The following is a 19,533-nucleotide window of genomic DNA, read 5'->3' as shown; positions in this document are numbered from 1 at the left end:
CCGATCCCGAGACCGTACGGCGGCTGCTCCGCAAGCACCGCTACGACTGCTGACGTGCCCCAAAGCGGTCCGGAAGGCGCATCGACGGAAACCGTCAAAACAGTCTCGGAATACGCCCTTCGTCAACCGCGGTGAGCTTGGCGGCTCCCTGTATCGGCAGGACGCCACCGGCCGCCAGGTCTGCGACGGAGATCAGCCGACCGGCGCAGATGCGATCCAGTAGGTTCACCTGCCGCGGTTCGGCAGCCACGCAACCGCCGAGCACCGCGAGGATCTCCAGCAGCTCGTCGGTGAGGTCGCTGCTCCAGCGGTTCAGCTCCTCATCATCCAGCGGGGAGGAGCGACGTCGGTGGCGTTGGTGGGCGCACCGGTAGTTGAACCAGTGCCGGATAACTCTCATCCCACCGACGTCATACTCCCAGACTCGACGATGGACGGGAGCGATGCGCCCGTTGCCGACCAGCAGCGTCTCGCTGTCCGCCTCCCAGGAGATGCTGTCGGGGAGGGCTCCCGGCTCGTCCGGTATCGCTGCCCGCACCTTCGGCGCCGCCTCGTCGACGTAGTCACGGAACGAGGTCGGCTGCTCGCCCAGGTTGGCCTGGCCGAAGGTATGCAGCCACAACAACTCCCGACCAATCGACACCGCCGCCGCCCACTCGTCGGCATCCGCGGTCAGCGGCACCCGTACGCCGGGGTGCTGCAGTTCCTGCCGAAACCGCTCGGTGTAGCCGGGGTGGGCGGCGACTGCGGCGACGTAGGCCATAACCTCGGCCGCCGCCACCTCGGTACCGAGCGTCTCGGCCAGCATTGCGCACAGCCCTGGTGCGACGTTGGGTCGCCCTGTGGAGGTGTCGCAGTAGAGCGGGAAGACCCGCCCGCTGCGTCCGTTGTAGTGATCCAGGTCGGGTATCAGCTGGGTGAAGGTGACGCCCGGACCGCTCTCGATCGGGTGGCTGTTCTGCTCGGTCAGGTAGATCTGGTGTGGTGACCGGACTGCCCACAGCGGCGGCCTGGGCATCACCATGAGCCGGCTGTCCGGCAGCACCCACTGTCGGTCGAAGGAGCGGTAGGCGACCCTTACGGCCGTCGGCGCCGGGCCCGTCTCCGCAGTAAGCGGCCCGGCCGGTGCTGGCATCCCGGGCAGCGGACGGACGATGCTGTCGAGCTTGCGGTCCCGGGACTCGGGCAGCATCCGCCGGCGCAGGCCCTCCCCCGCTTGAATGAATCTGCGCCAGCGGCGGTGAAGGGTGTCGGCGTCCGGGGAGTAGATCCAGGTTCGTCCTGCCGTCACGCCGCGGGATGACTCCGGAAAGAGCTGCTTCAGTCCCGGGTAGCGATCCCAGTCGGTGTCGGAATCCGGCAGGAACGGCGCGCGCCATCCCGCACGGCATTGGTGCCACGCCGGGTCGGTCAGGCACAGCTCCTGCAACCGCCGGAGCTTGTCTTCTCTCGAACCAGTCAGTGCGACCGTCCTGATCGTCGCCGGAGTTGTTCGGTCGCCCTGGCCGTAGCGGGCGAAGACCGCAATGCAGAGCTGCCGCCCGACGTCCGGCCCGAAGAGGCGGGTGTGTTGCTGCGGCCGATTTCCCTCAGGGGACAGCTCGATGATCCATCCTTCGTCGCAGGTCCGTCGGAGGTACTCCCGCATGCCCTCGAAGGACTTGCCCTTGACGAAGCTCGACGGCGTCACGAAGGCCACGATCCCCTGTGGCTCTCCAGGGTGAGCCTCGAAGGCCTTCCATAGCGCCCAGCGCCAGAAGCACCACGGCAGCCCGTAGAGGTCCGACTCGTAGCGGCCTCCGCCGGGCACCCGGAACTCGTCGAGCGAGGGCCGATCGGGACAGGCCCCCGGAAGAAGAGGCGTCTTCCGCCGCTCTTCGATCCACGGTGCCCGACCCCGGGTGTTCTCCACGTGCGGTGGATTGCCCACCACGACCATGACGGGCACATCACGCTTGATCCGGTTCGCCTCCAGGCGAGAGCGATCGATGACCCGATACGCCGCCGCCCGCAGCCGGCCCTGCTGGGTATCGGGATCTTCCAACGCGTCGGTAAGGAACCGGTACTCGGACGGGGGAAGTTCGGTATGGAACTGCGTCTTCATCGCCTGGTGCAGCCGAAGTTCCGTGACGGCGTAGGGCGCGGCCTGGATCTCGAAACCGACGAGACGCTGTTGGAAGAACTGCCGCAACCGTGGCCCCCGCGCGCCCGCACCCTGCTTGGCGTCGATCGTCGCCGAGACCGCTCGTAACACCTCGACGAGGAAGGTTCCGGTACCCATCGCGGGATCCACGACGGTGACATCGTGGGCGGCGAACCCCCACGAACGATCGAACCGGTCACGCAGAATCTCGTCCACCAAGTCGACGACAGCGCCCGCGACGGGCTGCGGGGTGTAGAAGGATCCGCTGCGCCGCCGCAACGTGGGGTCGTAGGTGGACAGGAAACGCTCGTACAAGTCGGCGTGGATATCGCCCCGCCCGCTGTCGATGGTGCTCCAGTCGACACAACCGATAACCCGCGACAAGGTGTCGATCATTCGAAGCTCGTAGGCTGCGTCGTTGTCGGTCAGCACCGCCAGGGCCCGGCCCATGAGGGAGTGCTTCTTGCCGAGCAGACGGGCGATCTCGTGCAGCGGGGTCTCATCGAAGACGATCCCGTCGATGCGGGCGAGGAGCAGTGCGAAGGTGACGGTCTGGGCGTAGGCGTCCGCGAAGCCGGCGTCGTCCAGATCGGGGAAGAGCAGATCGCGCCAGTCAGCGGCAAGCAGCGACAACTCCTCGTGAGCCAGATCGCGGGTGGGGTCCGCGAGGATCGCGCCAACCTCGTCGCGCAGCAGCCGACACAGCCCGGCGACGATCCGGATGAGCTGGGCCAGCGTTCGCGGCTGTTCGGGCTGCCACAGCAGGAACTCCTGGATGAGAGCCTCGAACTCCGGTCCGGTCGCCCGCAGCGGGCGCCGCCCGCCGGAGAGGTCGCCTTCCAGGTAGACGACGGAGCCAGCCAGCTCTCCGTAGGTGTATCTCGCCCAGGCAATGCCGTCGGAATAGAGGACGTTCGGTAGGGCCTTGAGCTTCTCCCACTGCAGGCGCTCACGCTTTGCAGGGCGGCGCCAGGTCGAGGGCACCCCATGCCCGGTGGCTTTCAGCTCGACGTATCCGACGCGGACTCCGGCGACGTCCACGGCGAAGTCGGGGCGCGCTCGAACCACGTTGAGCCGCACCTCTCCGTAGGGAACGGCGTCGACTCCCAGGTGCTGGCCCATGCGACGAAGCAGCTCTTCCAGAGGCCCGCGCAACTGATCCTCGGGATCACCGCCTCGACCGGTCTTTTCCGCGACTCGGGCACCGAAGGCAGCCACTGCCTGGGCGGTGGGATCTGGCACCAGGCGCAGCTGACGGACACCGGAGGGCGTATGACGGCGACGTGCGGGACTACCCATGAATCCCCCTGCAGCCGTGGGCTGGCCCTTCAGGATTACCGGCGCTTCACATCGGGCACATCCTGCAATCGATCGATAGCCATACGTGATTGCGGCTCGTAGGATCGGTACCGCCTATGTCCTGACCAGCAGTGGAAGCGCGTGCTCCCAGGTATCGCGGGTTAGACCAGCCGTCAGCGGCGCAGGCGGCGGGAGCAGTCGCCGTCGTGGTCGGCCCGGAGCACACAGCGCCGACCGCCGGGCATCAGCAGGTCACAGAAGACCCGGTGGCGGAGGAACTGCTGATCCTCCTCGGACACCGTGGTCTCCCCGGGATCGGTCGTCGGCAGCACGGACATCCAACGGCCGATGACCCGGGCCAGGCGCTGTGCGGCGGGCAGGTCGGCGGCGGTCACGGGCAGATGGATGACATACCGCTGGCTCATCGGGTGTGCCCCCGCTCGTTGCCGCCGCGGGCGTGCTCGGACTGCCAGCGACGAAGCGCCTCCTTGATCCGTGCGGTCTCCCGGCGGCTTTCGGCAAGGGCGGCGTGGAGAGCGGCCATGTCGACGGCGACCCGGTCGAGGAAGGCGTATACGTCGCTGGGGTTCAGGCCGCGACGCCCGAACCCGGTGGGCGCGAACCGACGCTCGCCCACCTGCCAGGGCAGCAGACTGGTGTACGCCGAAGAGCGATACGTCGCCCGGCCCTCGCGTGCCGGTCGTTGGTCGCGGGAGCTCATGTACCAACCTGCCTCTCTCTGGACGGAGGGTGGGCCCCGCTCGCGCGACCCCACCCGCCCTACCACCGCGGCTTGAGTCAGCGGCACGGCACTAGGGGCTCCTGTGCGGCGTCACCCGACCGGGCTACAGACCCAGCTTCCGGCCTCAGGTGCTGCCACCTCCGTAAATATACGGACAGGGGCATAGGGGCACAACCAGTGCGGCCCACGGGGGGACAAGGCTTACGAGGCATGACCGTCGATCCGCGCTCACACACGCCCGTCTACGTGCAGGTCGCCGATCTTTTGCGGCAGCGAATCGAATCCGGTGAGCTGGCGCCCGGGGTATCGCTGCCGAGCGAAGCCCGGCTGACCCAGGAGTACGGCATCGGCCGTGAGGCCGTCCGGATGGCGATGGCGATCCTGCGGTCCGAGGGGCTGGTCAGCACTGTTCGCGGTCACGGAACGCGGGTGCGAAGCACGCCCGAGCGGCAACGGGTAGAACTGCCGGCTGGCGCATTAGTCGTCGCTCGTATGCCGACCGGCCGGGAACGGAACGAGCTGCACCTCGACGAAGGCGTCCCAGTGCTGGAGATCCGTCATGGTAAGGGCAAGGTGGAGGTCAAGCCAGGCGACCAGGTCGAGCTGATGCGCCCGACCGAGAGTTGAGCCGTAATCAGCGCACGATCCACGCGCCGACTGCGCTCATGCCCGCCGCCCAGCGGGCAGCACACGGGGCTGGTCACCGATTCCAACGCACCTGCCTTCGGTGTGCTCCTGTCGATGTCGCATCCAGATCACCACGTCAAGCACCCGAAGCACGCTAATCGACTCACTCAGGCCAGCGGCATCCCGCAGCTCTCGTAGGCGGGCAGCCAGAGCTGCGTCATCCGCTTGAAGACGGCCGTGCAGCCAGGTCCAGAAGCGTGGGCCCGTACGCAGGGCGCAGCGGACCACACCGTCGTAGACCGGGATGAGTCGAGGACGCTTGCGGGCGAGGATCTTGCCTGCGGTCACCCAACCGATGCCTGCACAATTCTCGAGCAGGCGCCAGGCGCTGTCGGCTGGGCCAGCGGGCGACACCAACGGCAGAGCTCTCTCGTCACCCAGGTCGACGTTGGTGGGTAACGGCGCCAGGTGCAGCGACAAGTCCCGACCGAGCGGTCCTTCCAGCAGGTTCAACGCGATGCGGGGCGGCACCTGCACGCTCAGCAGTTCCACCGCGATCAGATCCTCCGCAGTGATCACATCACGAACGCCATCCCGGTCGCCGCCCCCACGGAGCGACTCGAATTGGCTGCCGGTGAAGAGCACACCGGGGTCGAGCCCGAAGTACCGCCGCAGGTCTACGACCGACCTGTCATCGTCGAGAATCTGGAGGATCTCTGTGAGGCCGAGTGCTTGACGGCTCATCGTCGTGCCCGTCCTTCCCTTGTCTCGTCCTGCCTACTGACATCACCCAGGCGACCCAAATGCGCCAACAGCGCCTCGACCTCGGCGGCAGCGGATGAGTACGGCCCGTGCAACCGACGCACGTCGTCGAGGAGCTCGGCGAGCTGATGTCGCCCGTCCCGGACGTCACCAACGCCCGCAGCGAGCATGGCAATCTGCTGACGCAAGCCGAAGAGTTCCGGGGCGGCCGGCGACATCGCTTGTTGCTCCTCTGCGAGCAACGCCCTCAACGCGTCCAGCGCGGAGGTTGCCTCACCCAACTCCGCCTGGCATACCGCCGCCTGCTGGCGGCACTGCCAGATCAGCTCCTGATCGGGCACTGGACGCGCGGCGAGGTCGGGGATGAGTCGCTGGAACTCCGGCAGCGCCTGCCGGAAAGCCCCGGCGAGGACGTACAGGTTGGCGAGGTGGAGCCGCAACTCGAGGATCCTCGGCTGCTTGGCGGCGTGGCCCTTTCTGATCGGCCGCAGCGCTGTCTCGAGCAGGGCGGCGGCCTGGGTGAAGCGCTCCTCCTCGGCGAGTTCCCAAGCGCGTTCCTCCACCTCGGTCAGCTCTTCGAGGGACAGCGGGGCAGCGACCTCAGGGGCAGTGCGCGGCCGGACGACGTCGACCCTGGTGGGTGCCGGCGGCGTGCGGGGCGGCAGGGGGCCGAACGGGTAGCGGTAGGGCGTGGTCGGGTCGATTGGCTGGTCACCTGCGACGGTCACGCCGAGGTCGCCGGCCAAGTCGGTGTCGACCGCACCCAGCGGCGCCAGAACCTCGTAGACGTCGGTCGCCGAGTCGGGGCGATCCTGCGGGTCCTTCGCGAGCAACCGCGCGACGAGTTCCACCAAACCGTCTGGCACCCCAGCCCGATGTTCGGTTACCGACGGAATCGGGTCGTTCATGTGCCGGTGCAGCAGGCCGAGCGCGGTGTCCGCGCGGTACGGCGGGGTCCCGGTCAAAAGCTCGAACAGGACGCACCCCAGGGCGTAGAGGTCGGCCCGAGGGCCGACCGCGCTGTTGAGGGCCTGTTCCGGAGCCATGTAGGTGGGGGTGCCAAGGGTGTGGCTGGTGGCGGTGAGGCGGGGTACGTCCGGGCCGAGCAGCGCGGCCACCCCGAAGTCGAGGACCTTGACCGACCCGGACGGGGTGACCATGAGGTTTTGTGGCTTGAGGTCGCGGTGTACAAGCGAGGCGGCGTGTGCGGCGGCTAGCACCGAGCAGATCTGGGCGCCGATTGCGGCGGCCCACGGTACGGAGAGCCAGCCCCGCTCGGCGACCAGGTCGGCCAGTACGAGGCCAGGCACGAGTTGCATGACGATGTAGATGTCGTCGCCGTGGTAGCCGACATCGTGCACGCTCGGCACGCCAGGATGGTCGAGGCGGGCGGTGACCCGAGCCTCTCGCATGAAGCGTTCGACGGCGTTCTCACGCTCGCCCTCGGGGATGGCGAGCTGGCGGAGGAACTTGATGGCGACTGGCCGGTCCAGCTTCTCGTCGAAGCCCGCCCACACCTCCCCCATGCCCCCGCGGCCGACCGGGTAAGTCAGCTCGTACCGGTCGGCGACACGCTCCTGCGCCCGCATGAAGCCCTCCCCCCGCTGTGAGTCGCCGCTATCTACGAATGCTGCTAGCGCTTGCCGCCGTACAGGTCGTTAAGCTCCCGGTAGGCCTGCACGACCGCGGTCGTCTCCTCCGCCAGATGCTCGGTCGCAGCTGACGGCACTGCCGGGTCGTCGATCGACAACTTTGCGAGCGCCTTCTCAGTGCGGTCCAGGGTGTCATCCAAGTCGCGATCGCGGATGAAGGTCTCTCCAGCCGCCGCGGCGGCGGTCAGCTGGGAGGTGAGCTTCTCGAGTTCTGCGTTGACCTCGTTCCAGAGAGCGCCAGCCCGCTGCTGCTGATGCAGGAGATCCAACCGGGAGCGGCTCACCTCGTCGGACCGCGCCACGGCATGCCGCTTCAGATCGTCGCGCACCTCTCGGATCTCCTGCTTGCGCGCTAGATTCTTCGCGCCATGCCACAAGCCCTGCGCCAGCAACCTACCTGCTTCGTTCGAGTCCACGAGGCCTTGAAGTGCGGGAAGTGTCTTGGCTACCCGTTCCGCCAGCCTCAACAGAGCGTCAAATTCGCTTCGCTCCTGCTGGCTCATGAGCACCCGGTGCGCATCGGGATGGCGATGGCGATCGGGGGTGATCACCGTGCCCAACTGCTCAGCCTTGACGGAGGCGGAGAAGATCGCCATAGCGAGCACGACCGCAGCCATGAGGATCAACCACCAATACGCACCTGCACCGGTGCCGCACAGGTAGAGGGCGCCCAATGCCACTAGTACGAGCTGAAACTTGGCTCTGCGGCTCGCAGATTTCTCCGTCAAAGGCGGTCCAGGAGTGACGACGGTGATGCTCGGCAACTTATGCCGATTGGGATTTCTATTGATCCCCACAGGGCGGAGGGCGATGGCCGTTGTGGTGGAGTCCCTAGCGATCCAGACCTGCATCTCATTCCCTACCGCGTTGAAGGCGAAAGTAGCTTCCTGGACGGTGCGACCGGGAGCGATCTAGATGCCGCCCGGCCGGCTTTGCCGCTAGGCGATGCCCTTACGGCGGCGGATCATTTGGTACGCCTGGCGACGCGCGAACTGGTTGAGCTGCGAGCGCAACGCATCGTCGTCGAGGTAGCGCTGCATCAGCTTGCCGTTGTCGTCGTGCCGGGACAGGATCACGTCCTCGATCCGCTTGTCGCAGACCACGCCGAAGTTGCTCTCGTCGTTGACCATCGCGGCGGCTTCGAGGGTGCCGTCCTCGGCCAGCGCGACGATCTGCTGCTCGACCCAGACCTTGTCGGCCTCGCCCAGCCCGATGCCGAACCTGTCGTTGAAGACGTCAATCAGCTCCGACAACACGACCTTCTCCAGGTCGTGCTGCTGACCCGCTCCCCCGCCGAGGAAGCCGGGCAGCATCTGCTCGCCCTCGGGCGACAGCGACGCGTCGTGCTCGCCGGTCTTGCTGACCCGCAGGTGGGTCAACTGCACCTCACCGATGTCGACGGACGGGTCCTGCCGCCGGGGCAACCGGTTGAGCAACGCCCGTCCGTACAGGTAGAGCCGTTCCAGATCCTCGTCGTGGTACGGCACGACCTGGCTGAGGAACGCGTACATCCGGGTGTAGTCGCGCAGCGCGGACCGGAAGGTGTCCGCTGCCTCCGGGTCGTCGGCGGCCAGGGCGTTGAAGCGCTGGACGGCCGGCTCCGTGAAGCGGTAGAGAGCGGCGTGCGCCCGCTGAAGCGCGGTGTCGCTGGTTGCCTTCTGCTCGGCGGCGAGCAGGGCGTCGGCGTACGCCTGCATCTCCGAGTCCACCAGCACCGGGTAGCCCGTCACCGCGTTCTGCGCGGTGTAGAGAACGTTGGGGTCGGTGGGGGTGGTGGCGGCGGTCTCGAAGTACGGCTTGAAATGCTCGGCGATGTCGCCGGCCTCGTTGACGAAGTCGAGGACGAAGACGTCACCCTGGGCCTTGAGCGGGTGGGTGCGGTTGAGCCGGGACAGGGTCTGCACGGCGGCGACGTTCTTGAGAAGCTTGTCGACGTACATCGTGGTTAGCAGCGGCTGGTCGAAGCCGGTCTGGTACTTCTCGGCGACGACCAGGATCCGATATTCGGTCGGCTGCTTGGCCTTGGGCGTGCCAGCATGCTTGTCGTCGGCGGCGGTGTAGGCGAACCGCTCGGGCAACTCGCCCTCGCTGAAGCCGTTGCTCCGCGCTTCGGTGTGCTCGACGCCGTCGACCTCCAGGTCGCCGGAGAAGGCGACCAGGGAGTCGCACCCGACGTAGCCCTGCATCTCGACGTACTTCTTGATGGCGGTGTGCAGGCGGACCGCGGCCTCGCGGGATCCGGTGACCACCATGGCCTTGGCGCGATTGCCCAGGCGCGGCGCGGTGTGCTTGCGGAAGTGCTCGACGATGATTTCGGCCTTCTGCGCCTGCATGGTGGGATGCAGGCTGGCGAAGCGGGCGAGCTGGGCGCCGGCCTTCTTCGGGTCGACCTCGGGATCGTCGGGGTTGGCGTTGGCCAGCTTCCAGTAAGACTTGTAGGTCAGGTAATTGCGCAGCACATCGAGAATGAAGCCCTCGTCGATGGCCTGCCGCATCGAGTACGTGTGGAACGGCTGCGGGTTGCCGGTGACCGGGTGCGGCGTGCCGAACAGCTCCAGGGTCTTCGGCTTCGGCGTGGCGGTGAACGCGAAGTACGACAGCGTCTCGTGCCGGCCGCGGGCCAGCGCTGACGCGGTGAGCAGGTCGCCCGACTCGTCCACGTCGTCGCTACCGAGCTTGAGCAGCACCTTCTTCAGCGCGGCGGCCGAGTCACCGGACTGCGACGAGTGCGCCTCGTCAACGATGACGGCAAACCGCTTACCGCGCAGCCCCTGCACCTGATTGAGAATGTAGGGAAACTTCTGCATGGTCGTGATGACGACCTTGGCCGTCTCGCCCTGGAGGGCGGCGGCAAGCTGGGCCGAATCCTTGTCAATCCGCTGCACCACGCCCGGCACGTGCTCGAACTGGAAGACGGTGTCCTGCAACTGCCGATCCAGCACCACCCGGTCGGTGATGATGATGACCTTGTCGAAGACCGGCTCGTTGGGGCGCAGCCCCTTGGCCCGGGCCTCCTCGTCGAGCGCCGGTGCGGTGTGCAGGCTGGAGAGCCGGTGTGCCAGCCAGGCGATGGTGTTCGACTTGCCCGACCCGGCCGAGTGCATCACCATGTAGTTGTGGCCAGAGCCATTGCGGGCGGCGTGGTCGGTGAGCTGGGTGACCGCGTGCCACTGGTGGTAGCGCGGGAAGATCAGCGCCTTCGATTCCTTGTCGGTGTGCAGGAACCGCCGGAGCAGGTCCATCCAGGTGTCCGGGTGCCAGATCTGCTGCCACAGGTAGGAGCTGCGGTAGCCGCTCTCGCCGGCGGGCGGGTTGCCAGCGCCGCCGGACACGCCCGGCCCGTCGGAGCCGGTGTTGAAGGGCAGAAACGGGGTCTTGTCGCTGGCCAGCTTCGTCGTGACGAATACCAGGTCGGGATCCACGGCGAAGTGCACGAGGGTACGCCGTGCGAAGAGCAATTCCTTCGGGTCGCGGGTCTCCCGGTATTGCTTCTTAGCGTCCTCGACGGTCTGCCCGGTGAGCGGGTTCTTCAGCTCGGCCGTGGCGAGAGGGATGCCGTTGACGAAGAGGACCAGGTCGAGGGTGTTGCTGTTGCTCGTCGAGTAGGCGAGCTGGCGGGTGACGGTGAGGCGGTTGGCGCGGTAGAGCTTAAGCGCATCGTCGGTGATGGCATGAGCGGGCTTGAAGTAGGCGAGGCGGATGAGGACGCCCTTGTCCTTGAGGCCTCGGCGGAGGACGTCGAGGGGGCCGCGCTCGTCGATCTGCTTGGCAAGGTACTGAGCGAAATGCCGCTGCGCCTCATTTGGGTTGTTCCCGTGGTAGGCCAGCAGCTTCGCCCACTCGTCAGGCTGAGTCGCCCCGACGAACGCGAACAGCTCAGCGGTATCTAGCCCAAACTGCCGGTCGTAGTTGGTGGCAGCGCTGGCCAACCACCCTGAGCCGAGCAACTCCGCCTCGATGCCCGCCTCAAACGACTGCTCCTGATGAGCTGGACTCATACGTCCACTCCCCGCGCCGTGGCCACCTCAATCTGACCGGTAACGGCCGCCATAATCAGCGCCTGCCGCCGCTCCTCGAGCAGGTTCAATGCGCGGTCAAGTCGACCGCACAGGGAGCTGGCTTCGTTAAGGAGGCGTTGGTAGTTGTGCCCAATTTTCGTCCGCTCGGCTCTGTCGAGCCAGGGTAGGTCAACTGACGATAGATGCGTGGGGCCGAAGTGCTGTATTGCCATACCAGCCTTCAGTTGATCGATCTGCGATAGGAACATGCTGGAAGCAAGCATTGCCTCGACAAATCCCATGTCCACGTCGGGCCTTGCTGGCCTCAGTATGATAATCCCCGTATAAGGGACGGCTCCGACAAGGTCGGGATCGTCAACGACGGATACCTGACCTGTCGACGCGCTGGCGCTCAGCAGGTAATCGCCCATACGGATACGGAACTTCCGCCAGCTTGTCAACACCTTAGATTCGTCAAGGTAGTTGCAGCCAGCCAGTGAGGCCGAACGGCCCTTGAGGCCCGCTACTCGGACGAGAGGAACGCCAGATTCGCGGAAGTCGGCAGCCATGATCCCGGGGCCCTCACGGTACCGCACGACATACTTGAAGCGAACAGTTGATGTCACCCGCGCGGCCACGTCATCAACATAGGCTCGGGCTCGTCCAGCAATCGCGTGGCGGGTTCTTTTATGCAAAGCGGCGAGTGTATCCAGTCGAGCTGTGGCAGCGTCGAGGAAGTCGGCAATCCGCCGCTGTTCGTCGAGCGGCGGGACTGAGACTCGAATATCACGAACTTGGGCTTCGCTCACGTAAGGGAGAGGTCCACCAAGAGAGAGCTCACCGAGATCGATGGTGGAAAGTAGATAAAGCCAATAGCGAGGATCGCCGGCGTGTGGCACCACAGCCATCATGTTGTTGTCGATAAGGCACTCATGAAGGGTCTGGGCTCTCGCATTGCCCAGGAGTGCCGCACCCACCTTCGGAAAAACCACGGATCCCGGAGGAATGATGCGCGCAGCAAGCTGACGAGCTTGGGCACGCGATACGTAGTTCGCAGCTGTCGAAACGCCAGATTCATTTCCGGGAAAGCGAAGGTCGGACACCTTAGCGAAGGGAAGGTCACCCTCAGATGAGCCCTGATACTCAGGAGGGAAGCCAGATCCTCCGATGGTACGCGCGACGCGCCCGAGGCGCTGGCGAGGCCAGCTGACAGGAACCGTCAAGAGGTCACCTCGCCGAGCAGGGCCTGAATCTCCGCTTCCAGCGCCTTGATCTCGGCGTCGATCTCGGCCAGAGGACGCGGCGACTGGTAGGCGTAGAAGTGGCGAGTGAAGGGGATCTCATAGCCGATCTTGGTCTTGGTCTCGTCGATCCAGGCGTCGGGGACGTTCGGCAGCACGTCGCGCTTGAGGTAGTCGTGGATGTCATCGTTCAGCGGCACATTCTCGTTGTCGCGCAGATCGGCGTCCGGCAGCGGCTTGCCCTTGCGGTCGGTCTGCACCTCCCCCTCCGGGTCGCTGACCGAGAACGCCTCCCACACCGCCTTCTCCACCGCAGCCGGCAGCTTCCCCAGTCCGTTCAGCTTCATCGCGAACTCGGCCCGCGTCGCAGACCTCGTACCGATCAGCGACTTCGCCCCGGCCAGCAGCGAATCCCGCTCGGCGTATTTGAGCACCGCCCGTGCCTCTGCGAGAAGCGCCACGGTCTCCTCGGTGACCTCGAAGCGCAATCGCAGCGGCCGCTCGACGGTGATCCGCTGGTAACCAAAATCAGTGGTCTTGAAGACCTTCACCTTGGCGTGCTGCGGGTGCTCCGGATCGTCCGCGATGGACAACGCGTCGACGTACGCCCGGGTCAGCTCGGCGATGTGCTCGTCGGTGAGCATCTTGCGCTTGTCGCCGAGGCTCTTGCGCATCTTGGTCCAGTAGTCGCGGCCGTCGAGCAGCACGACCTTGCGGCGGCGGGCTGGGTCCTTGCGGTTGGTAAGGATCCAGAAGTACGTGGAGATGCCGGTGTTGTAGAAGAGCTGGTCAGGCAGGGCGACGATGCCCTCTAGGAGGTCGTTTTCTAGGATCCAGCGGCGGATCTCCGACTCCCCCGACCCGGCGGCTCCGGTGAAGAGCGGCGAGCCGTTGAAGACGATCGCCAGCCGGCTGCCACCGTCCTCGGGGCGCTTCATCTTTGAGATCATGTGCTGGAGGAAGAGCAGCGAGCCGTCGTTGATCCGCGGCAGACCGGCGCCGAACCGGCCGGCGTGGCCGCGGGCGTGCTCGGCCTTGATGTAGTTCTCGACCTTCTTCCACTCCACCCCGAACGGCGGGTTGGCGAGCATGTAGTCGAAGCGCTCGCTCTCGTGGCCGTCCTGGCTGAAGGAGTTGCCGTAGGCGATCTTCGTGGGGTCGCCACCCTTGAGCATCATGTCGGAGCGGCAGATCGCGTATGTCTCGCCGTTGAGTTCCTGCCCGTACACCTCGACGGTGGCGTGTGGGTTGTGCTCCTGGATGTGGTCCTGGGCCTCGCTGAGCATGCCGCCGGTGCCGCAGGCCGGGTCGTAGACCTTGCGGACGATGCCCGGGGTGACCAGGTCGTCCTCGTCGGGGGCGAGCAGGAGGTTGACCATCAGCTTGATGACCTCGCGCGGGGTGAAGTGCTCACCGGCGGTCTCGTTGCTGATTTCGGAGAAGCGACGGATCAGCTCCTCGAAGACGTAGCCCATCTGGTGGTTGGAGACCACGTCCGGGTGCAGGTCGATGTCGGCGAACTTGGCGATCACCTGGTAAAGCAGTCCGGCCTCGGCGAGGCGGCTGATCTGGGTGTCGAAGCCGTACTTCTCCAGCACGTCGACCGCACCCGGGGAGAAGCCACCGATGTAGGCACGCAGGTTCAGCGCTACGTGGTCCTGGTCGCCGAGCAGCTTGCGGAAGGACATCTCGCTGGTGTTGTAGAACGACAGCCCGGCGGTCTTGCGCAGCACCGGGTCCATGTTCTGCACGCCCATGTCCTTGAGCTGTTTGTGCCGGGCGAGCACCGCATCCTTCGTTGGCTCCAACACGCAGTCGAGCCGACGCAGCACGGTCAGGGGAAGGACCACCCGGCCGTACTCGGACTGCTTGTAGTCGCCGCGGAGCAGGTCGGCGACCGACCAGATGAAGTTCGCGAGCTCTTGGTGCTTGGTACTCACCAGGTTCCTTTCGATTGCCTTAAGTCAGGAGTATTGCTGCTGGCCCGCGTCGCCGGGGTCCCCCACTTGGTGGAGATGATCAACCGTGTGTCAGCGGGTCGTCGCTGACGGAGGATTCATACTTCGCTAGGCTCAGGAGTATGAGTCGGCGTGTGACGATCTCGGTCCCTGATGACGTGGCCGAGCAGCTGGATGCGCTCCCGGCCCGCCAGGTTTCCGCGTATGTCACCGAAGCGCTGCGCCGCCGTCGGATATCCGACGACATGCGGACTGCTCTGCGGGCAGCCGGGCACGGCGAGTTCCCGTACGACCCGGAGGGCGCGATGCAGCGGCTGGCGGCCCGCCAGGTAACCGCGGAGATGCGCGAAGCGGCGATAGCCCGTGTGGCGGAGCTGCTGGAGCGCCCGGTCGACGAGGTCCGCGCCGACTTCGACCGGCCGAGTGCGGCGTGAGCACACCGGTCTACGTGCTCGACACCGGCGCCCTGATGGCCTACGCCCAGGGTGTCGACGCCGTCGGTGAGGCGATGGTGGAGGCGGCCGACGCCGATGCGACGGTTGCCGTGCCGCTGGTCTGCCTGCTCGAGGCGTACAGCCTGCTCGACCACACCGAGCACGAGTACCTGTCGATGCTGCGTCGCAACCCAGCCGTACGCGTCATCACACCGGCCCTGCACGTCGACCGGGCCGACGACTGTCCCGTGATCGGGGGCATGGCTCGGCAGGCCGGCCGCCTCGGAGCCGGCCACGCAGCCTTCGTCGCGATCAGCAACGCTGCCGGCCTCATCACGTCTCGGGCCGATCAGGTGCGGAAGGTGCTCGGCGACGACTGGCCCATCGTCGAGGTCTGACCTCACCGCGGGTCGTCCGGCCGGATCGACCCACGCGCCAGGCCGTCGGCGGTGAGTTGAGCCAGCTCCGCTCCCAGCGAGGCGGCCTGCCGGATCGCTGACTCGAAGGCGTCGAGGCGCCGGAACGCGTCCCCGTGCGCCCGTTGCTCGTCGAGCGATAGCCGCCGCACCTGCGCCCGTCGAATGTCGAACCGCATCGTCCCCGACAGACTCGACGCCTGCTTCTCGTTGGCCGACGTCCGCAGCTGCCCAGCCAGGAACCACGGATCCAGTGCCGCCGGGTTGGGTCGCAGCAGGTAGAGGTTGCGCCCCAACAGCGCGCCGTCGGCGGTGACCACCCGCGGGATGAGCTGCCGCGCGATCATCGGCACCACCACGTCCCCCACGGCGAGAAGGATCTCCTGCCCGAACCGGTCGTCGACCCGCCCGGACGCCTCCACCCCGGCGAGCACGTCCGGCACGGTGAGCACCGGCGGCCCGTCGGGTGTGGGTGTGGACGTGCCGGCGCGGACCGGGCCGATCAGTTGGAGCGCCCCGGTCTTCGCCAGCTCCCCCACCGTGAGGAAGAGGCCGTCCGACCCGTCGGGCGCGGGTGTGACCTGCGGCAGCAGCGCCGGCAGCTCGCCGACGATGGCGGCCAGCCGCTCTCTAGTGCGTACCAGATGCTCTCCCGAAGCCTCGCCCGCGACGGCCGGTTGCCGGCGCGCGGGGGTGAGGTCGACCTCCTCATCGAGAAGTTCGATGACCGGGACCGCGCGGGCGAAGCCGACTTCCTCGACGTCGGCGTCCGCAGCAGCGGCGAACGCCCGCCACGCGGCCAGCACGCGTGGCACGGTGTCGGTCAGGTCGCCTCCGGCGGCGTCGATCAGAAGCGCCCGCGCCGGTGGCGGCGCGTCGGCCGCAGCCCGCCGCAGCACCCACAGGTGCAGCGGTACGCCGTGCGGCGCCGCCACACCCGGCGGGAGCGCGATGACGGCGCGCAGGTGGCCTCGGCGCAGCAGCTCGCTGCGGATCCGCTTGCCGGCGCGCCGGCTGGCCACCGTGGGCGGCATCAGCAGTACGGCGTGTCCGCCGACCCGCAGGTGGGCCAGGGCGTGCTGCGCCCAGGCCAGCTCCGGTTCGGTACGGGGTGTGGTGCCGACGATCCAGCGTGGGTCGTGCCCGAGTTCCTCGTCGCCCCAGTTGGTGGCGCCGAACGGTGGGTGGCAGACGACGGCGTCGACGGCGCGGCCGGCGAAGGCGTCGGCGCGCAGTGAGTCACCGGGGCAGACCTCTCCGGGTACGTCGTGCAGGGCCAGCCACAGGCCGGCGAGCCGGGCCAGGTCCTCGTCGAGTTCCTGCCCGTACACCGAGGTGCCGCCGGCGCGGACGGCGGCTCGCAGGATGGCACCGGAGCCGGCGGCCGGGTCGAGCACTGAGCCGCCGCCGACGCTGGCGAGCCCGATCATCAGGTCGGCGAGGTCGTCGGGGGTGGCGAATGGGCGGCCGGGTCCGGGTGCGGAGAACCGCTGCCACAGCTCGTCGAACGCGCCCTGCGGGCTCAGTTCGTCGGCGAGGGCGTCGACGTCGGGCAGCAGCGGCGCGAGCTGTGCGTCGGGGTGACCGCTTCGGGAGCCGCGCTGACGGGCCAGCAGCAGCGCACCGACGGCCGCGAGCCCGGCGGCTGGGGAGTCGCTAGCCGCGGCGAGGTGTCGCCAGAGCCGGTCGGCGGTGGCGAGCTCGGGGAGCTTGCCCTGGGTGCGTAGCCATTGCTCGACCTGGATCAGGTCGAACTCGGGGCTCGCCGTCGTCCCGCCCACCGGGGCGGGGAAGTCGGGGTGCCTTTTGCGCCAGTTGCTGACCGCAGCGCGACCGACGCCGGCGAGCCGGGCGGTCTCCGCTGCCGTGATGGTCGGGTTCTCCTGCACGTCGAAAGTCTCGCACATCTGTCAAGCACGAGATCGTCTGTTGACACCGTTCGCGGACGATGTTCTTATTGACGCCGCAACGTTCACAACAGGAGGACAACGATGCGCAAGACCACCACTCTCGCTCTGATCGCCACCGGTCTCATCGCCCTGGGCTGCGGCTCCGGTGCAGCCGACAAGTCCACGAGCTCCGGCGGCAGCGGCACGGGCGAAGACGCCCCGGCGAAGACCGCGAAGGTGGGCGAGGCGGCCCGCGACGGCAAGTTCGAGTTCACGGTGAAGTCCGCCAAGTGCGGCGTCGCCAAGGTCGGCAGCGACCTGCTCGGCCAGAAGGCGCAGGGCCAGTTCTGCCTGGTCACGGTCAACGTGAAGAACATCGGCAAGGAAGCGCAGATGTTCGACGGCAGCAGCCAGAAGGCGTACGCGGCCGACGGCACCGAGTACTCCGCCGACGGCGGCGCCGCCATCTACGCCAACAAGAACGCCGAGACGTTCCTCAACGACGTCAACCCCGGCAACCAGGTCAGCGGCGTCGTCGTCTTCGACATCCCGAAGAACGTCAAGATCGCCAAGCTCGAGCTGCACGACTCGCCCTTCTCCGGCGGCGTCGACGTCTCGCTCGGCTGACCACTCCCCCGTAGCACCGGGGCGGGTCTGAACGATCCGCCCCGGCTGTTCACAGCCCAACTGTTCACACGAGGAGCCCTGTCATGACGGACCCGACCACCCCGAATCGGCCCGACCAACCGACCGAACTGCCGCAGCCTCCGATGCCGCCGGTCGTCGGTCCGCCGTCCGCCACGACTGCCGACATCCTGCTCGTCGGCGAGCTCGGCCCGGTCACCAGCGAGAAGCGGTCCCACGTGCGGGCGTGGGCTGTCGGTGGCATCGCCCTGGCCATCGCCCTCTGCTGCGGCGGCGCTGTCATCGGCATGGTCGCCGGCGACGAACCGGAGGCGACCGCCGGTGCCAGCAGCTCGCCTGCGATCAGTCCCACCAACGTGTCGCCGACGACAGCCGCTCCCACCACTGCCGCCCCGACCAGCGCGGCCCCTACCAGCGCCAGCCCCAGCCCGACGAAGACGGTCCCGCCGCCCAAGCCGAAGCCGCCGTCGTACAAGACGCTCACTGAGCGGCAGTGGAAGCTGATCGCGAAGGACCCGGACGGTTACCTGGGGAAGACCTACGTCGTCTACGGGCGGGTCACCCAGTTCGACGCGGCCACTGGCGTCGACAGCTTCCGGGCGAACGTCGCTCACCGCCGAATGGCTGAGGAGTACGACTACGAGACCAACACCATCTTCAACGGATCCGAGTCGGACCTCGACAACCTCGTCGAGGACGACGTCTTCCGCGCCAACGTCACGGTGCTCGGCTCCTTCAGCTACGACACCCAGATCGGCGGCGAGACCACCGTTCCGCTGCTCCAGGTTGACTCCATCAAGGTCCTCTGAAACTCCCCTGAGACGTCAGGAGGCGTCGTGCGGCCCGATGAATTCCTCCGTGCCCTGGCCGAACTCCCCCCACCATTGCACGGCCGGGCAGTCACCCTCCGTCCCTACGCCCGCTCCACCCGCTGCGACGACTGCCAGCGGATCGGTGACGCCGTCCGCCTCGCCCTCACTGCCGCCCACTACGACGAGCTGACCTCCGCCAGCGAACTGCTCGATACCGCCGAGCGGCTCGCTGGCGAGCACACCGAGCACGCTCCGCCGCGCCCGGACCCGCAGCGCGGGCGCGGCCGGGTGATCCGCTGGGCGGGGGCGTCCGCGCCGCTGGTGGCTGCGACCGACGCCAGCTGGAAGGGCCGCGCCGGTGGCATCGGGTACGTGGTCAGCGACGGCCATTACGGCCTGCTTGGTCGGGGTACCGGCAGGCTCGACCCGACCGGCGCCTCCCGGGTGCTCGTCGACGAACTGCGCGCGGTCGACTACCTGCTGACCGGGTATGACGAGGTGCCGACCGGCATGACCGTGCTGCTGGACAGCCTGACCGCTCTGCGATACCTGCACCGCTGGCAGGCCGGCGAGACCGATGCGATGCCCGCCGGCTACAGCCTGCGGGAGCGCCGCTGGTCCGACCAGCCGACCCTGGTCCGGCTCGCCGAGCAGGTGGCCCACCGCCCCGGCCTGACCTTCGCGCACGTCAAGGGTCACAGCGGCCACCCGCTCAACGAGGCTGCCGACGGACTGTGCCACATGGCCCGCCGCCGGCGGGAGGAGTCCTTCGACCTGCGCCCCCGGGCGTACGCCCTGGTCGACGCGTTCCTGCGCGACTGGCACGCGAACGCCACGGTCTGACCCGCGCGACCGTCACCACCCCCACTTCCACCGCTCACCCGGGCGGGCCGACGAGTCGTCGACCCGCGGACA

General features: G+C 67.4%; 16 protein-coding genes. 6 read left to right on the top strand and 10 right to left on the bottom strand.

The window, feature by feature from the left end; translation table 11 throughout:
- Positions 1-94: 94 nt before the first annotated feature.
- From OG470_RS23555 to OG470_RS23545, 3 genes are all read right to left on the bottom strand, one after another.
- On the bottom strand, positions 95-3,265 hold the full coding sequence (locus tag OG470_RS23555) for a type ISP restriction/modification enzyme (RefSeq protein WP_328415518.1): 3,171 nt from the start codon (positions 3,263-3,265) through the stop codon (positions 95-97).
- Between the two features lie 350 nt (positions 3,266-3,615).
- Complete coding sequence (locus OG470_RS23550) at positions 3,616-3,867, bottom strand: hypothetical protein (protein WP_328415516.1); 252 nt, start codon at positions 3,865-3,867, stop codon at positions 3,616-3,618.
- On the bottom strand, positions 3,864-4,163 hold the full coding sequence (locus OG470_RS23545) for a DivIVA domain-containing protein (RefSeq protein ID WP_328415514.1): 300 nt from the start codon (positions 4,161-4,163) through the stop codon (positions 3,864-3,866). The genes OG470_RS23550 and OG470_RS23545 overlap by 4 nt, the downstream gene beginning before the upstream one ends.
- 231 nt (positions 4,164-4,394) lie before the next feature.
- Between OG470_RS23545 and OG470_RS23540 the strand changes: the two genes are divergently transcribed.
- Positions 4,395-4,811 (top strand): GntR family transcriptional regulator, encoded by a 417-nt coding sequence (locus OG470_RS23540; RefSeq protein WP_328415512.1) that lies wholly within the window; start codon positions 4,395-4,397, stop codon positions 4,809-4,811.
- A gap of 36 nt (positions 4,812-4,847) precedes the next feature.
- On the opposite strand, the gene OG470_RS23535 is transcribed toward OG470_RS23540, so the two are convergent.
- The 6 genes from OG470_RS23535 to OG470_RS23510 form a co-directional block, all read right to left on the bottom strand.
- Positions 4,848-5,555 (bottom strand): DUF6308 family protein, encoded by a 708-nt coding sequence (locus tag OG470_RS23535; protein ID WP_328415511.1) that lies wholly within the window; start codon positions 5,553-5,555, stop codon positions 4,848-4,850.
- On the bottom strand, positions 5,552-7,162 hold the full coding sequence (locus OG470_RS23530; protein WP_328415509.1) for a serine/threonine-protein kinase: 1,611 nt from the start codon (positions 7,160-7,162) through the stop codon (positions 5,552-5,554). Before OG470_RS23530 ends, OG470_RS23535 begins: the two co-directional genes overlap by 4 nt.
- 44 nt (positions 7,163-7,206) lie before the next feature.
- Positions 7,207-7,842 (bottom strand): hypothetical protein, encoded by a 636-nt coding sequence (locus OG470_RS23525; RefSeq protein WP_328415507.1) that lies wholly within the window; start codon positions 7,840-7,842, stop codon positions 7,207-7,209.
- A gap of 321 nt (positions 7,843-8,163) precedes the next feature.
- On the bottom strand, positions 8,164-11,223 hold the full coding sequence (locus OG470_RS23520) for a type I restriction endonuclease subunit R (protein ID WP_328415505.1): 3,060 nt from the start codon (positions 11,221-11,223) through the stop codon (positions 8,164-8,166).
- A complete protein-coding gene (locus OG470_RS23515; RefSeq protein WP_328415503.1) occupies positions 11,220-12,326 on the bottom strand; it encodes a restriction endonuclease subunit S in 1,107 nt (368 codons plus the stop codon). The genes OG470_RS23520 and OG470_RS23515 overlap by 4 nt, the downstream gene beginning before the upstream one ends.
- Before the next feature lie 116 nt (positions 12,327-12,442).
- Positions 12,443-14,404, bottom strand: coding sequence for a type I restriction-modification system subunit M (locus tag OG470_RS23510; RefSeq protein WP_328415502.1), 1,962 nt, complete (start codon positions 14,402-14,404; stop codon positions 12,443-12,445).
- A gap of 140 nt (positions 14,405-14,544) precedes the next feature.
- Between OG470_RS23510 and OG470_RS23505 the strand changes: the two genes are divergently transcribed.
- Together OG470_RS23505 and OG470_RS23500 are read left to right on the top strand one after the other, a co-directional pair.
- Complete coding sequence (locus tag OG470_RS23505; protein ID WP_328415498.1) at positions 14,545-14,856, top strand: hypothetical protein; 312 nt, start codon at positions 14,545-14,547, stop codon at positions 14,854-14,856.
- Entirely contained in the window at positions 14,853-15,254 is a 402-nt protein-coding gene (locus OG470_RS23500) for a hypothetical protein (RefSeq protein WP_328415496.1), read from the top strand. Before OG470_RS23505 ends, OG470_RS23500 begins: the two co-directional genes overlap by 4 nt.
- 2 nt (positions 15,255-15,256) lie before the next feature.
- On the opposite strand, the gene OG470_RS23495 is transcribed toward OG470_RS23500, so the two are convergent.
- Entirely contained in the window at positions 15,257-17,161 is a 1,905-nt protein-coding gene (locus OG470_RS23495; protein ID WP_328415494.1) for an N-6 DNA methylase, read from the bottom strand.
- 102 nt (positions 17,162-17,263) lie between these two features.
- On the opposite strand from OG470_RS23495, the gene OG470_RS23490 reads away from it, so the two are divergent.
- From OG470_RS23490 to OG470_RS23480, 3 genes are all read left to right on the top strand, one after another.
- Complete coding sequence (locus OG470_RS23490; RefSeq protein ID WP_328415493.1) at positions 17,264-17,788, top strand: DUF4352 domain-containing protein; 525 nt, start codon at positions 17,264-17,266, stop codon at positions 17,786-17,788.
- Between the two features lie 83 nt (positions 17,789-17,871).
- Positions 17,872-18,615, top strand: a complete 744-nt coding sequence (locus OG470_RS23485) for a hypothetical protein (protein WP_328415491.1) — start codon at positions 17,872-17,874, stop codon at positions 18,613-18,615.
- A 27-nt stretch (positions 18,616-18,642) separates the two neighbouring features.
- Positions 18,643-19,461, top strand: coding sequence for a ribonuclease HI (locus tag OG470_RS23480; protein WP_328415490.1), 819 nt, complete (start codon positions 18,643-18,645; stop codon positions 19,459-19,461).
- Positions 19,462-19,533: the final 72 nt, after the last annotated feature.

This window comes from Micromonospora sp. NBC_00389 (assembly GCF_036059255.1).
Lineage (GTDB): Bacteria > Actinomycetota > Actinomycetes > Mycobacteriales > Micromonosporaceae > Micromonospora.
This window is presented reverse-complemented; position numbering and strand designations above follow the sequence as displayed.